Genomic DNA, 14,320 nt, shown 5'->3' on the forward strand with positions numbered 1-14,320 from the left:
GAGGGTCTCGGCCCTCTGCATGGAAGGCATACTAACATACCCGACAAAAGAACTCAGTTATTGGCTGGGGTTATGGGGTGATTAGCTTTTGTACATAGGCGATGATGCCGCTGCTGTCCAGGCCGGCTTCGGCCAGCAGCAGGGCGGCATCGCCATGATCGATGAAATGGTCGGGCAGGCCCAGGCGATGGAGGGGAACGGTCACGCCCGCTTCTTCCAGGCAGCGGGCCACTTCGGCGCCGGCACCGCCGACGATGCTGTTTTCCTCCAGGGTCACCAGCACGTCGTGGCGCTGGGCCAGGTCGAGCACCAAATCCCGGTCCAGGGGTTTGACGAAGCGCATGTTGGCGACCGTGGCATCCACTGCCTCGCCGGCCTTGAGGGCGGGGCCGAGCAGGGAGCCGAAGGCCAGCAGGGCCACCTTGCGCCCCTCGCGCCGGATTTCGCCTTGGCCCAGGGGCAGGGTCTGCAAGTGGACGTCCAAAGCCGTGCCGGGGCCGCTGCCGCGGGGATAGCGGACCGCGCTGGGACCGTCGTGATGGAAGGCCGTGGTCAACATGCGGCGGCATTCGTTTTCGTCCGCCGGGGTCATGACCACCATGTTGGGGATGCAGCTCAGGTAGGAAAGATCGAAGGCGCCGTTGTGGGTGGCGCCGTCGGCCCCCACCAGGCCACCACGATCAATGGCGAAGACCACGGGCAGGTTTTGCAAGGCCACGTCATGGATCAGTTGATCGTAGGCCCGTTGCAGGAAGGTGGAATAGATCGCCACCACCGGTTTCATGCCCTCGCAGGCGAGGCCGGCTGCGAAGGTCACCGCATGCTGCTCGGCGATGCCCACGTCGTGATAGCGCTGCGGGTATTCCTCGGCGAAGCGCACCAGGCCAGAGCCTTCGCGCATGGCCGGGGTGATGCCGATCAGCCGTTCGTCCGCCTTGGCCATGTCGCACAGCCAGTCGCCGAAAACCTGGGTATAGGTCAGCTTGCCGCCGCCTTTGCCGCCGCCGCCGCTGATGCCGTTGCTGGCGTCGAACTTGGAGACGCCGTGGTATAGCACCGGGTCCTCTTCCGCCAGCTTGTAGCCCTGACCCTTGCGGGTGATGACGTGGAGGAACTGGGGCCCCTTGAGGGCCTTGAGGTTTTGCAGGGTGGGCAGCAGCGAGGCGAGGTCGTGGCCGTCGATGGGGCCCAGGTAGTTGAAGCCGAGTTCCTCGAACAGGGTACCGGGACCGATCATACCCTTGACGTGTTCCTCCACCCGGTTGGCGAACTCCAGCACCGAGGGCATGTTCTTCAAAACCCGCTCGCCGGCGCGACGGGCCGCGTTGAAGGTGCGGCCGGAGAGCAGGCGGGCCAGATATTTGTTCAACGCGCCGACCGGGGGCGAGATGGACATGTCGTTGTCGTTGAGGATCACCAACAGGTTGGCATCCTCGACGCCGGCATTGTTGAGGGCCTCAAAGGCCTGGCCGGCGGACATGGCACCGTCGCCGATGATGGCCACCACGCGCCGCTCCTCGCCTTTGTTGCGGGCGGCAACGGCCATGCCCAGGGCGGCGGAGATGGAGGTGGAGGAATGGCCGACGCCGAAGGTGTCGTAGGGGCTTTCGCAGCGACGGGGGAAGCCGGACACGCCGTCCTTCATGCGTAGCCGGGCCATGCCCTCGCGGCGGCCGGTCAGGATCTTGTGGGCATAGGTCTGGTGGCCCACGTCCCAGACCAGGCGGTCTTCCGGGGTATTGAAGACGTAGTGCAGGGCGATGGTCAGCTCCACCGTGCCCAGGTTGGACGACAAGTGGCCGCCGGTCTTGGCGACGGACTGCAACAGGAATTCGCGCAACTCCGCGGCCAGGGCGGGAAGCTGGCTAGGCGCCAGGGCGCGCAGTTCGGCGGGACTGTTGATGGTTTCCAGCAAGGGTAGGGCGGTATCGGACATCAGAAGCTTCGTTCTACGATGTAGTCGGTCAATTCGCTCAGGCGGCGGGCGGCGGGGCCGAAGGGGGCGAGGGCATCCAGGGCTTCCTGGCGCAGTTCGGCGGCCTTTTCCTTGGCGGCGGCGAGGCCGAGCAGGTTGACGTAGGTGGATTTGTGCTGGGCGGCGTCCTTGCCGGCGGTCTTGCCCAGGGTGGCGGTGCTGGCTTCCACGTCGAGGATGTCGTCCACCACCTGGAACAGCAGGCCGATGCGATTGGCGAAGTGGGACAGGCCCTTCAGCGCGATGGGGTCGGCACCGCCACAGTGGGCACCCAGCAGCACGGCGGCACGGATCAGGGCGCCGGTCTTGTGCAGGTGCATGAATTCCAGTTCTTCCAGGGCGATGTTCTGTCCGGTGGCTGCCAGGTCGATGGCCTGGCCGCCGGCCATGCCCCGGGAGCCGCTGGCCTGGGCCAGTAAATGGATCATGTCCACCTTGCGCTCGGCCGCCACGGGCGTCTCGGCCAGGATTTGGAAGGCCTGGGATTGCAGCGCGTCGCCCACGAGCAGGGCGGTGGCTTCGTCGAATTCCACGTGGCAGGTGGGTTTGCCCCGGCGCAGGGTGTCGTCGTCCATGCAGGGCAGGTCGTCATGGACCAGGGAATAGGCGTGGATCATTTCCACCGCGCAGGCGGGAAAGTCCAGGGTGTCCTCCGCCACGGCAAACACCTGCCCGGCCGCTTGACAGAGCAGGGGGCGGACCCGCTTGCCGCCGCCCAGGGTGGCATAGGCCATGGCGTCGTGGAGCCGGCCAGGGGCGATGGTCTTGGCCGGCAGATGGGCGGCCAGGGCGGTTTCGGTGCGCTGCTGGATGTGCGTCATCCAGTCGGCAAAGTTCAGGGCAGCGGCCATGGTCAGTCTTCGTCGCCGGCCAGGGGCGGCAGATCGGCGGCCCGCAACTGGCCGTTTTCCAGGGTTTGAATGGTTTGCTCGGCGGCGGTCAGCTTGTCCTGACAGAACTTGAGCAGGGTGACGCCCCGTTGATAGGCGGCCAGGGAGGATTCCAGGGGCATTTCCCCTTCCTCCATGGTCTGTACGATGCGTTCCAGTTCGCCCAGGGCGTTTTCGAAGTTGTCGGGCGGTGCGGAGGGGGAGGCGGGGGCCTGTTTTGCCATGGCCGGGAGACGGGGGGTGAAAAGGCCGTAAAAATAGCCGAATTCGGCCAAATTGGCTATACTCGCCGGCCCCTTTCAGAGGGGAAATCCTCGTAATTTTCCGGTTTCCGGGTCGTTTTCTTGGAGGTTGGGAATCCCTATGTCCGACATCGCAAGCAAGGGGCAACTCGTTCGCCCCGTTTCTCAGTTCCCCGTCGAGTGGTATTTCGACGAAAAACTCTTTGAACTGGAGAAAAAGCTCATCTTCGATGCCGGTCCCGGGTACGTTGGCCATGAACTCATGGTGCCCAACGTCCATGATTACCGCTCCACCGAATGGAAGGACCACGGCAATCTGATCGTGCGTCAGCCCGACGGCTTTTACGAGATGTCCAACGTCTGCCGCCACCGCCAGGCCATCATGTTGCAGGGCAGCGGCAACGCCAAGAACATCGTCTGCCCGATCCACCGTTGGACCTACGATAGCGAAGGTGCCCTGATCGGTGCGCCCCATTTTCCGGCCAATCCCTGCCTGAACCTGAACAAGCAAAAGCTCCAGAACTGGAACGGCCTGCTGTTCAAGGGTCCCCGTGACGTGAACGCCGATCTGGCGGGCATGAAGGTCGGCGATCAGTTCGACTTCTCCGGCTACAAGCTGGACAAGGTGGAACTGCACGAGTGCAACTACAACTGGAAGACCTTCATCGAGGTCTATCTGGAGGACTACCACGTTGCGCCTTACCACCCCGGTCTGGGCAGTTTCGTCACCTGCGACGATCTGACCTGGCAGTTCGCCGACTGGTATTCCGTGCAGCGGGTGGGCGTGACCAATCTGGCCAAGCCTGGCTCCGCCACCTACGCCAAGTGGAACAAGGCGGTGCTGGAGCGCTACAACGGCCAGCTGCCAGAGCACGGCGCCCTGTGGCTGACCTACTACCCGAACATCATGGTGGAGTGGTATCCCCACGTGCTGGTGGTGTCCACCCTGATTCCCCAGGACGTGAACAAGACCCTCAACGTGGTGGAGTTCTATTACCCCGAAGAGATCGTCGATTTCGAGCGCGAGTTCATCGAGGCGGAGCAAGCCGCCTACATGGAAACCGCCATCGAGGACGACGACATCGGCGAGCGCATGGATCGGGGCCGTTACGCCCTGATGCAGCAGGGGCGCAGCGAAGTGGGCCCCTACCAGTCGCCCATGGAGGACGGTATGCAGCACTTCCACGAGTTCTACCGGCGCGTCATGGCCGATCACCTCGGCGGGCGCTGAGACGATTGGCTTTGTCCGCTCATTTCGGGATGTCCTGCGGGGGGCACTGCGGTGCCCCTTTTCTTTGGGGCGCGGCGTGATGGCCATTCTCTGGATGCTGTTGGCCAGCCTGGGGTTCGCCTGCATGGGCGTCTGCATCAAGCTGGCCTCTCCCGACCTGAGCGCGGCGGAGGCCGTGTTCTACCGGGGTGGCATCGCCTGGCTGCTGGCCCAGTTATACGTGCTGATGCGGGGCCACCCGATCCACACCCCCCATCTCAAGGCCCACCTGTTGCGGGCGGTGGTGGGCTGCGGCGGCATGGCCACCTATTTTTCCGCCATCGCCATGATTCCCTTGGCCACGGCGGCGACCCTGGCCTACACCTCGCCCCTGTTCATGGCCCTGATCCTCTGGCTCTGGTATCGGGAGCCGGTGCGCTGGCGTTCCAGTTTGCTGCTGCTGTTGGGCTTCGCCGGGGTGATCCTGTTGCTGCAACCCACCTTGCAGCGCGACCAGTGGTTCGGTGCCCTGGTGGGCCTGGCGGCTGGCGTTTTCGCCGCCCTGGCGGTGCTCAATGTGCGGCGCCTGGGGCAACTGGGCGAGCCCGAGTGGCGCACCGTCTATTATTTTTCCGCCTGCTCGGCCGTGGTGGGATTGGCCTGGACCCTGGCCCAGGGCGGCTTCCATCCCCTGGAAGGGCGTCTGCTGTGGCTCGCCCTGGGCATGGGCGGCTTCGGTTACGTCGGGCAGATGGGCCTGACCATCGCCTTCAAGCGCGGCAAGCCCTTGACCGTGGCCAACCTGTCCTATTCCACCGTGGTCTTCGCCAGTCTGTTCGGTGTGCTGCTCTGGCAGGAGGTGCTGCCCCTGGTGGCCTGGCTGGGCATCGCCTTGATTTTGTTGAGCGGCATGCTGATGACCGCCATTTCCCGCGCGACGCCGGCCCCCGTGGAACCCGATTAGGCTATATTCGCCGCCATTACGCAAAGGACGCATCCATGATCGCCATCGACCACAAAGACCATCTCGTCACCCTCGCCGTGCTGGGGGAGTTCACCCTGGCGGACTTCAAGGAGTTTGAAGAACTGGCTTGTTTCAAGATCAAGTTCGAAGGCCCGGTGAACCTGTTTTTCGACCTGCGGCAAATGGCCGGTTTCACCGTGGACATGGCCTGGGAGGAGATCAAGTTCTCCCGCCAGCATGCTGGCGATTTCAAGCGTATCGCCGTGCTGACCGACAGCCAGTGGGTCACCTGGAGTGCTTGGCTGTCGCAGATTTTCGTCACCGCCGACGTGCGGGTGTTCGATAACGAGCAGGAAGCCCAGGCCTGGGTTGCTGCCTGAGTCCTTCGTGAATGCCGGGCCGTCTTTCGTTTGAGGGACGGCTCGAGCGCTGGAAATTCCCCATCGAAGTCGTCACCACGCTGGCGGTGGTCCTGTGTCCTTACGCTCGAATGCTGCTGGATTCCCACCTGCGCGGGAATCGCCAGGTTTTGATCGGCGCCGCTTAGGGATCGGCACCGTTTAGGTGGCGCGACGACTCTAGCGCGACTGCAAGTGGGCCAGGGCCCAGGCCACGTGTTCACGCACCAGGGGCGAGGGATGGTCGCTCCTGCCGCGTAAGGCTTGCAGGGCCTCGGTCGTGGCCGGACCATTGCCCAGCCCCACCGCCAGATTGCGCAGCCAACGTTCGTGGCCGATGCGGCGAATGGCGGACCCTTCCAGACGGCGATTGAATTCCTCTTCTTCCCAGGCGAACAGGGCCACCAGACTAGCCTGGTCGAGGCCGTTGCGCACGGCGAAGTCCTCCTCCCGGCTCAGGGGCGCGAAGCGGTTCCAGGGACAACACAATTGACAGTCGTCGCAGCCGTAGACCCGGTTGCCGATCAGGGGGCGCAGGGGCTCGGGGATGCTGCCCTTGAGTTCGATGGTCAGATAGGAAATGCAGCGTCGTGCATCCACCTGATAGGGGGCGACGATGGCTCCGGTCGGGCAGGACTGGAGGCAGGCGCTGCAACTGCCGCAATGGTCGCTGACGGGGGCATCGGCAGGCAACGGCAGGTCGGTATAGATCTCGCCGAGAAAAAAATAGGAACCGGCTTCCCGGGTCAGCAACAGGGTGTGCTTGCCGCGCCAGCCGATGCCGGACTGGGCGGCCAGGGCCACTTCCATCACCGGTGCCGAGTCGGTGAAGGCACGGTAGCCCAAAGGCCCGGTTTCGCCGGCGATGCGCTCCGCCAGCTTTTGTAGGCGGTTGCGCAGCACCTTGTGGTAATCGCGGCCCAGGGCATAGCGGCTGACATGGGCCTTGCTGGCATCGCTCAGCACGCTGGTGGAATCCGTGGCCTGGGGGCGGTAGTTGAGGCGGGCGGTGATCACGCTGCGGGTGCCGGGCACCAGTTCGGCAGGGCGGCTGCGTTTGCTGCCGTGGCTCGCCATATAATCCATTTCCCCGTGAAAGCCGGCGGCCAGCCAGTGTTTCAGACCTTGTTCCGCGTCGCCCAGATCCGTGCCGGAAATCCCGATGGCATCGAAGCCGAGGGCCAGGCCCCATTCCTTGATCCGCTCCGCCAGTGAGTTCCAGTCGCCATGCATGCTGCCGATGATAACGCCCTGACCGTCGATCTGCCCGACGAGACCGCCACCCTGGCCCTGGGCGCGGCCCTGGCTCAAGCTTTGCGCCACGGGGACGTTGTCACCCTGGAAGGCGACCTGGGGGCGGGCAAAACCACCCTGGTGCGGGGGCTGTTGCAGGCCCTGGGTTACCGGGGCCGGGTGAAAAGCCCCACCTATTCCCTGGTTGAACCTCATGCGGTTTCTGGATTAAACTTGTATCACTTTGATTTCTATAGGCTGAATCAGCCAGAGGAATACCTTGAAGCCGGTCTGGACGAATACTTTGCAGGGCAGGGCATCTGTCTGGTCGAATGGCCCGACAAGGCCGGGCCTTATCTGCCGCCAGCGGACCTCGGCGTGGTCCTGGTGGTCCATGGCGAAGGCCGTCGGGCGCGGCTGGTCGCTGGAAACGAGCGGGGTGCGACATGTCTAAGCGTCCTCCAAGCAGCGTTGACGAAATCGGCTTCACGCGCCGCGACATCCTCCGTTTTGCCGCCGCCAGCCTGACCCTGGCGGTGACGCCGGTCGGCTTTGCCGCCAGTGTCAGCAGCATCCTCGGCGTGCGGGTCTGGCCGGCGCGGGACTACACCCGCGTCACCCTGGAATACAACCAGCCCATCAAATACACCCAGTTGTTGGTGAAGGACCCGGACCGCCTGGTGGTGGACCTGGAGGGCGTCGAGTTCAACTCCGTGCTGCAAAGCCTGCCGGGCAAAATTTCCGGCACCGATCCCTACATCAAATTGATCCGCGCCGGCCGTAACAAGCCGGGCGTGGTGCGCTTGGTCATTGAATTGAAGGGGGAAATCAAGCCCCAGGTGTTCACCTTGGCCCCGGTGGGGGAATACGGCCACCGTCTGGTGTTGGACCTATATCCCGCCCAGCCGGTGGACCCCTTGATGGCCTTCCTGGAAAAGGCTGGCGACGGTTCCCTCAAGGCGGAAAGCCAGTTGAATTTTGCCGACGCTCCCGCTGAGCCGCCGAAGGACAAGGCCAAGGAAAAAAGCCTCGACCGCGCCGACCGGGGCGAGAAGCTGCCGGACGTTTCGCGCTTGGTCACGGTGGTGCTGGACCCCGGCCATGGCGGCGAAGATCCCGGTGCCGTGGGCCAGGGCGGCAACTACGAAAAGAACGTGGTGTTGTCCATCGCCCGCCGGCTCAAGGCCAAGATCGACGCCGAGAACAATATGCGCTCCACCCTGACCCGGGACGGCGACTTTTTCATTCCCCTGCACCAACGGGTGCAAAAGGCACGCCGGGTCCAGGCCGACCTGTTCGTCTCGGTCCATGCCGATGCCTTCCTCAAGCCTACGGCCCGGGGTTCCAGCGTTTTCGTCCTGTCGGAAAACGGCGCCTCCTCGGCGGCGGCGCGCTGGATGGCGAAAAAGGAAAACGACGCCGACTTGATCGGCGGCGTGAACCTGGCGGTGAAGGATCCCTTCCTGGCCAAGACCCTGCTTGACCTGTCCCAGACCGCCACCCTCAACGACAGCCTGAAGCTGGGCAAGTCGGTGCTGGGCGAGTTGGGGCGCATCAATACCCTGCACAAGGGCGAGGTGGAGCAGGCCGGTTTCGCCGTGCTCAAGGCGCCAGACATTCCTTCCATCCTGGTGGAGACGGCCTTCATCTCCAATCCCGAGGAAGAAGCCCGTTTGACCGACGAGGATTATCAGGACCGCATCGCCGAAGCCGTGCTGCGGGGCATCAAGCGTTATTTCGCCAAGAATCCGCCTCTCGCCAAGTCCAAGTTGGCCCGCCTGGATTGATATAATCCGGCCCTTTCCCAACGGTCGTCCCACGCTGCCCGAACCGGGCAAGGTCTTGTCTTTCATGCGGGTTTTTCTCGGAGTTCCAGGGCAGGCGGTTTCCCCCACGGCGCTCACCATCGGCAACTTCGATGGCGTGCACCTGGGGCATCAGGCCATGCTGCGCCAATTGCGCGCCCGGGCCGACGCCCTGGGCGTGCCGGCCGCCGTGCTTACCTTCGAGCCCCATCCGCGCGAAGTGTTCGCTCCCGAGCTGGCCCCGGCGCGGTTGACCAGCCTGCGGGAGAAGCTTGCCCTGCTGGAATCCTGCGGCGTGGACCAGGTGTATTTGTTCCGCTTCAACCGCCAACAGGCGGCAATGACGGCGGAAGATTTCATCGAGGACGTGCTGTGGCAGCGCTTGGCGGTCAGGCACGTGATCATCGGTGACGACTTCCGCTTCGGCCGGGAACGGCGCGGCGATCTGGTCATGCTTCAGGCCTACGGCCGCCAGTACGGTTTCAGTGCCGAGGCCTTGAGCACGGTGGAGTGCGAAGGTCTGCGGGTGTCCAGTTCGGCGGTACGCGAGGCCCTGGCCGAGAGCGATCTGGCCAAGGCCGCGCTGTTGCTCGGTCGTCCCTACGCCATCGCCGGACGGGTGGTTCATGGCGACAAGATCGGCCGCACCCTCGGCTATCCCACCGCCAATGTGCAACTCAAGCGCAAGCGGGTGCCCATGAAGGGCGTCTATGCGGTCACCGTGTCCGGCCTGGACAAGCGGCAACTGGCCGGCGCCGCCAGCATCGGCGTGCGGCCCACGGTGGCCCAGGGATTGAAGCCCGTGCTGGAGGTGCATTTGCTGGATTTCGCCCAGGACATCTACGGCGCCCACGTCACGGTGCATTTCCAACACCGGCTGCGGGACGAAGTGAAATTCGATTCTTTCGACGCACTCAAGCACCAGATCGGGCTCGATGTGCAGGCAACCCAGGATTACTTTGCAGGTAGGCAAAATGGCTGATTACCGTTCCACCCTCAACATGCCCGACACGCCTTTTCCCATGCGCGGCGACCTCGCCAAGCGGGAACCGGGCTGGATCAAGCAATGGCAGGAGAAGAAGCTCTACCAGAAGATCCGCAAGGCATCCGCCGGCCGGCCCAAGTTCATCCTCCACGACGGCCCGCCCTACGCCAACGGTAGCCTGCATCTGGGCCACGCCCTGAACAAGGTGCTCAAAGACATCATCGTCCGTTCCAAGACCCTGGCCGGTTTTGACGCACCCTACGTGCCGGGCTGGGACTGTCACGGCCTGCCGATCGAACACAAGGTGGAAGTGACCCACGGCAAGAACCTGCCCGCCGATAAGGTGCGCGAACTGTGTCGTAGCTACGCCGCCGAACAGGTGGAAATCCAGAAGGCCGGCTTCATTCGCCTGGGCGTGCTGGGGGATTGGGACAATCCCTACCTGACCATGAACTTCGCCAACGAGGCAGGCGAAATTCGCGCTCTGGCCGAGATGGTGAAGGGCGGTTACGTGTTCAAGGGCCTCAAGCCCGTGAATTGGTGTTTCGACTGCGGCTCCGCCCTGGCCGAGGCCGAGGTGGAGTACGAGGACAAAAAGTCCGACGCCATCGACGTGGCTTTCCGTATCGCTGCGGATAACGAAGCCAAGCTGGCGGCGGCTTTCGGCTTGTCTGCCCTGCCCAAGGTGGCCCACGTGGTGATCTGGACCACCACCCCCTGGACTATTCCCGCCAACCAGGCCCTGAACATCCATCCCGAGTTCGAGTACGCCCTGGTGGATGCGGGCGACAAGCTCCTGATTCTGGCAGCGGAACTGGTGGAAGGCTGCCTCAAGCGCTACGGTCTGGAAGGCACCATCCTTGCCAAGACTCAGGGTGAAAAGCTGGCCGGTTTGGAGTTCCAGCATCCCTTCTACGACCGCCGTTCCCCCGTGTACATGGCCGAGTACGTGGGCGTGGATGCCGGTACCGGCATCGTGCACTGCGCCCCTGCCTACGGTGCGGACGACTTCGTGATCTGGCGCGCCAATGGCCGCAGCTTCGACGACATCCTTAATCCGGTGCAAGGCAACGGCGTGTATGTACCCAGCCTGGAGTTCTTTGGCGGCCAGTTCATCTGGAAGGCCAACCCGAACATCGTCGCCAAGTTGCAGGAAGTCGGTTCGCTGCTCAAGCACGAAACCATCAGCCACAGCTACATGCACTGCTGGCGCCACAAGACGCCCATCATCTATCGCGCCACGGCTCAGTGGTTCGTGGGTATGGATGTGAAGGCCAAGGACGGCGCCACCCTGCGCGAACACGCGCTGGATGCCATTGAGCAAACCGCCTTCTATCCCGCCTGGGGCAAGCCGCGCCTGCACGCCATGATCGCCGGCCGTCCCGACTGGTGTATTTCCCGTCAGCGCAACTGGGGCGTGCCGATTCCCTTCTTCCTGCACAAGGAAACCGGCGAGTTGCATCCCCGCACGGTGGAATTGATGGAAGAAGTGGCGAAGCGCGTGGAGCAGGCCGGCATCGAAGCCTGGTTCAAGCTGGACGCTGCCGAATTGCTCTGCGATGAAGCGGCCCAGTACGACAAGATCAGCGACACCCTGGACGTGTGGTTCGATTCCGGCACCACCCATTGGCACGTGCTGCGGGGTTCCCATAACGACGGTCACGCTACGGGCCCGCGGGCCGACCTATATCTGGAAGGCTCCGACCAGCATCGCGGCTGGTTCCATTCCTCCCTGCTCACGGGGGCAGCCATTGACGGCCACGCTCCCTACAAGGCCCTGCTGACCCATGGCTTCACCGTGGATGAAACCGGCCGCAAGATGAGCAAGTCCCTCGGCAACACCATCCTGCCCGAGGAGATCAGCGAGAAGCAGGGCGCCGAAATTTTGCGCCTGTGGGTGGCCAACACCGACTACTCCGGCGAATTGGCCTTGTCCAAGCAGATTCTGGATCGCGTGGTGGAGGTTTATCGTCGCCTGCGCAACACCTTGCGCTTCCTGCTTTCCAATACGGTGGACTTCGATGTCGCCAAGGATGCGCTGCCCGTCGACCAGCTGCTCGACATCGATCGCTACGCCCTGGCCCTGACGCGCCAATTGGCGGCCCAGTGCGAGGCCGACTACGACAAATACGAATTCCATCGCGTCGTCCAGGCCCTGCAACTGTTCTGTTCCGAAGACCTGGGCGGTTTCTATCTGGACATCCTCAAGGACCGGCTCTACACCAGCGCGGTGGACTCCCCGGCGCGCCGCTCGGCACAGACCGCCCTGTGGCACATCACCCAGACCGTGGTCAAGCTGATGGCGCCGATCCTGGCCTTCACCGCCGAGGAAATCTGGAGCGTGATCGGCGCCGACAACGAAGACAGCGTTATGCTGCACACGTGGCACCGCCTGCCCGAACTGGGCGAGGAGGAGGCCTTGCTGGAGCGTTGGCGGCATATCCGCGAGGTGCGGGCCGAAGTGAGCAAGGGGCTGGAAAACCTGCGTACCGAGGGCAAGATCGGTTCCTCGCTCCAGGCCGAGGTGGAAATCCGCGCCAGTGGCGCCCGCTTCGACGCCCTGTCCAGCCTTGAGGACGATCTTCGCTTTGTCCTCATCTGCTCCAAGACCCTATTGGTCAAGGCGGCCGATACCGCCGCCGAGGCCATTGTTGCCCTGCCCAGCAGCCACGCCAAATGCGGTCGTTGCTGGCATTGGCGCAGCGACGTCGGGGCGGATGCCGACCATCCCGAACTGTGCGGCCGTTGCGTGAGCAATCTCCATGGCGCTGGCGAGGTCCGCCGCCATGCTTGAACTGCGCAAGGTATTGCCCTGGTACGCTCTGGCGGCCCTGGTGGTGGTGCTCGACCAATGGAGCAAGGCGGCCATCATGGGCGCCTTGCAACTCGGCGAAGGGCATCCGCTCACCGGTTTCTTCAATCTGGTGTTCGTCCTTAATCGGGGCGCCGCTTTCAGCTTCCTGGCCGATGCCGGCGGCTGGCAAACGGGCTTTTTCACCCTGCTGGCCCTGGCCGTGTCCGGCTACATCGGCCAATTGCTGCCGCGCCATCACGCCAACAAGCCCCTGTGCACGGCCCTGGCCCTGGTGATGGGCGGCGCCATCGGTAACGTGATCGACCGGTTGAGCTACGGTGCGGTGGTGGATTTTCTCGATTTCCATGTGGCCGGTTGGCATTGGCCGGCGTTCAACGTGGCCGACTCCGCCATCTGCGTCGGCGTGGTACTGATCCTGTGGCTTCAACTGAAGGAAAACCGCAAATGACCGAAATCATCAAACCCGACAGCTTCGTGACCCTCCACTACCGCCTGGCGGCGGCCGATGGCCTGGAGTTGATGAATACCTTCAAGGAGCGTCCGGCCACCTTGCAAATGGGCAGCGGCCAATTGGCGCCGACCCTGGAACAGTGCGTCATGGGCATGGCCGAGGGCGAGCGCAAGACCTTCCAGTTGGAGCCGGGCCAAGCGTTCGGCGCCCGCAGCGACGACCTGGTGCAACGCATCGGTCGCCAGCAGATTTCCGACAATTTCGTGGTGGAAGCCGGGGCGCAGGTGGACTTCATGTCGGAGCAGGGGGAGAAGTTCTCCGGTTTCGTTCGCAGCTTCGACGACGACACGGTCCTGATGGATTTCAACCATCCCCTGGCGGGCAAGCACCTGGAATTCGAAGTCCAGGTGATCGGTGTGCTGTGATGGAAATCCTGCTCGCCAACCCCCGCGGTTTCTGTGCCGGCGTCGAGCGGGCAATCACCATTGTCGAACGGGCGCTGGAAAAGTTCGGTGCGCCCATCTATGTGCGCCACGAGGTGGTGCACAACCGCTACGTGGTGGACGACCTGAAACGCAAGGGCGCCATCTTCATCGAAAACCTGGACGAAGTACCTGCTGGCGCCACCCTGATCTTCAGCGCCCACGGTGTGCCCAAGTCGGTCCGCGACGAGGCGGCCAGTCGCGGTTTTCGGTTGTTCGACGCCACCTGCCCATTGGTGACCAAGGTGCACATCGAGGTCTCCCGCATGCGGGAACAGGGGCGCGAAATCGTCATGATCGGCCACAAGGGGCATCCCGAAGTGGAGGGTACGATGGGCCAGGCCCAGGGCGGCATGTACCTGGTGGAAACGGCGGAGGACGTGGCGGGCTTGGTGGTGAGCGATCCCGAACAGCTGGCCTACGTCACCCAGACCACCCTGTCCATGGACGACGCCGCCGTCATCGTCGCCGCCCTCAAGCAGCGCTTCCCCGCCATCGTCGGACCGAAGAAGGACGACATCTGCTACGCCACCCAGAATCGCCAGGACGCGGTCAAGGAATTGGCCGGCCAAGTGAACGTGGTGATCGTCGTCGGTTCCCGCAACAGTTCCAACTCCAATCGCTTGCGTGAAGTGGCGGCCAATTTGGGGGTGTCTGCCTATCTGGTGGACGACGCGGCGGCCATTGATCCGCTGTGGCTCGAAGGTCGGCAAAAGGTCGGCGTCACGGCCGGCGCATCGGCGCCGGAGGTGCTGGTGGCGGATGTCATCGCCCGTCTCCAGGCCCTCGGCCACGCGGCCGTAGTGCAACTGCCCGGCAAGGAGGAAAACGTCCAGTTCCCCCTGCCCAAGGATCTGGTGGCCTGATCTC

14 protein-coding genes are annotated in these 14,320 nt (G+C 63.7%); 10 read left to right on the forward strand and 4 right to left on the reverse strand.

What is annotated here, in order from left to right; translation table 11 throughout:
• Positions 1-70: 70 nt before the first annotated feature.
• From dxs to ACYQ2U_RS03890, 3 genes are read right to left on the reverse strand one after another with little or no spacing between them, the layout of a single operon-like run.
• Positions 71-1,936, reverse strand: coding sequence for a 1-deoxy-D-xylulose-5-phosphate synthase (dxs, locus tag ACYQ2U_RS03880; protein ID WP_459949010.1), 1,866 nt, complete (start codon positions 1,934-1,936; stop codon positions 71-73).
• Positions 1,936-2,826, reverse strand: a complete 891-nt coding sequence (locus ACYQ2U_RS03885; protein WP_459949011.1) for a polyprenyl synthetase family protein — start codon at positions 2,824-2,826, stop codon at positions 1,936-1,938. The genes dxs and ACYQ2U_RS03885 overlap by 1 nt, the downstream gene beginning before the upstream one ends.
• A gap of 2 nt (positions 2,827-2,828) precedes the next feature.
• Complete coding sequence (locus tag ACYQ2U_RS03890; RefSeq protein ID WP_459949012.1) at positions 2,829-3,089, reverse strand: exodeoxyribonuclease VII small subunit; 261 nt, start codon at positions 3,087-3,089, stop codon at positions 2,829-2,831.
• 139 nt (positions 3,090-3,228) lie between these two features.
• Between ACYQ2U_RS03890 and ACYQ2U_RS03895 the strand changes: the two genes are divergently transcribed.
• The 3 genes from ACYQ2U_RS03895 to ACYQ2U_RS03905 all read left to right on the forward strand — a co-directional run bounded on the left by ACYQ2U_RS03895 (position 3,229) and on the right by ACYQ2U_RS03905 (position 5,661).
• Entirely contained in the window at positions 3,229-4,338 is a 1,110-nt protein-coding gene (locus tag ACYQ2U_RS03895) for an aromatic ring-hydroxylating oxygenase subunit alpha (RefSeq protein WP_459949013.1), read from the forward strand.
• A 79-nt stretch (positions 4,339-4,417) separates the two neighbouring features.
• Positions 4,418-5,281, forward strand: coding sequence for a DMT family transporter (locus ACYQ2U_RS03900; protein WP_459949014.1), 864 nt, complete (start codon positions 4,418-4,420; stop codon positions 5,279-5,281).
• A 35-nt stretch (positions 5,282-5,316) separates the two neighbouring features.
• Complete coding sequence (locus tag ACYQ2U_RS03905) at positions 5,317-5,661, forward strand: SpoIIAA family protein (protein WP_459949015.1); 345 nt, start codon at positions 5,317-5,319, stop codon at positions 5,659-5,661.
• A gap of 198 nt (positions 5,662-5,859) precedes the next feature.
• Here the strand turns inward: ACYQ2U_RS03905 and queG are convergent, their stop codons facing one another.
• Positions 5,860-6,912: a tRNA epoxyqueuosine(34) reductase QueG gene (gene queG / locus ACYQ2U_RS03910; protein ID WP_459949016.1), complete on the reverse strand. Its 1,053-nt coding sequence runs from the start codon at positions 6,910-6,912 to the stop codon at positions 5,860-5,862.
• On the opposite strand from queG, the gene tsaE reads away from it, so the two are divergent.
• The 7 genes from tsaE to ispH all read left to right on the forward strand — a co-directional run bounded on the left by tsaE (position 6,907) and on the right by ispH (position 14,316).
• Entirely contained in the window at positions 6,907-7,440 is a 534-nt protein-coding gene (tsaE, locus tag ACYQ2U_RS03915; protein WP_459949017.1) for a tRNA (adenosine(37)-N6)-threonylcarbamoyltransferase complex ATPase subunit type 1 TsaE, read from the forward strand. The genes queG and tsaE overlap by 6 nt on opposite strands.
• Positions 7,359-8,699 (forward strand): N-acetylmuramoyl-L-alanine amidase, encoded by a 1,341-nt coding sequence (locus tag ACYQ2U_RS03920; protein ID WP_459949018.1) that lies wholly within the window; start codon positions 7,359-7,361, stop codon positions 8,697-8,699. The genes tsaE and ACYQ2U_RS03920 overlap by 82 nt, the downstream gene beginning before the upstream one ends.
• Positions 8,700-8,763: 64 nt before the next feature.
• The gene (locus ACYQ2U_RS03925; protein WP_459949019.1) at positions 8,764-9,699 is read left to right on the forward strand and encodes a bifunctional riboflavin kinase/FAD synthetase; all 936 of its coding nucleotides are present in this window, start codon (positions 8,764-8,766) and stop codon (positions 9,697-9,699) included.
• The gene (gene ileS, locus ACYQ2U_RS03930) at positions 9,692-12,496 is read left to right on the forward strand and encodes an isoleucine--tRNA ligase (protein ID WP_459949020.1); all 2,805 of its coding nucleotides are present in this window, start codon (positions 9,692-9,694) and stop codon (positions 12,494-12,496) included. Before ACYQ2U_RS03925 ends, ileS begins: the two co-directional genes overlap by 8 nt.
• Positions 12,489-12,965 (forward strand): signal peptidase II, encoded by a 477-nt coding sequence (gene lspA / locus ACYQ2U_RS03935; RefSeq protein WP_459949021.1) that lies wholly within the window; start codon positions 12,489-12,491, stop codon positions 12,963-12,965. The genes ileS and lspA overlap by 8 nt, the downstream gene beginning before the upstream one ends.
• Positions 12,962-13,393, forward strand: a complete 432-nt coding sequence (locus ACYQ2U_RS03940) for an FKBP-type peptidyl-prolyl cis-trans isomerase (RefSeq protein ID WP_459949022.1) — start codon at positions 12,962-12,964, stop codon at positions 13,391-13,393. Before lspA ends, ACYQ2U_RS03940 begins: the two co-directional genes overlap by 4 nt.
• Positions 13,393-14,316 carry a 4-hydroxy-3-methylbut-2-enyl diphosphate reductase gene (ispH, locus tag ACYQ2U_RS03945; protein ID WP_459949023.1) on the forward strand — a complete coding sequence of 308 codons (924 nt, stop codon included), beginning with the start codon at positions 13,393-13,395 and terminating at the stop codon, positions 14,314-14,316. The genes ACYQ2U_RS03940 and ispH overlap by 1 nt, the downstream gene beginning before the upstream one ends.
• The last annotated feature ends 4 nt before the right edge of the window (positions 14,317-14,320 follow it).

It is taken from the genome of Denitratisoma sp. agr-D3 (genome assembly GCF_054658675.1).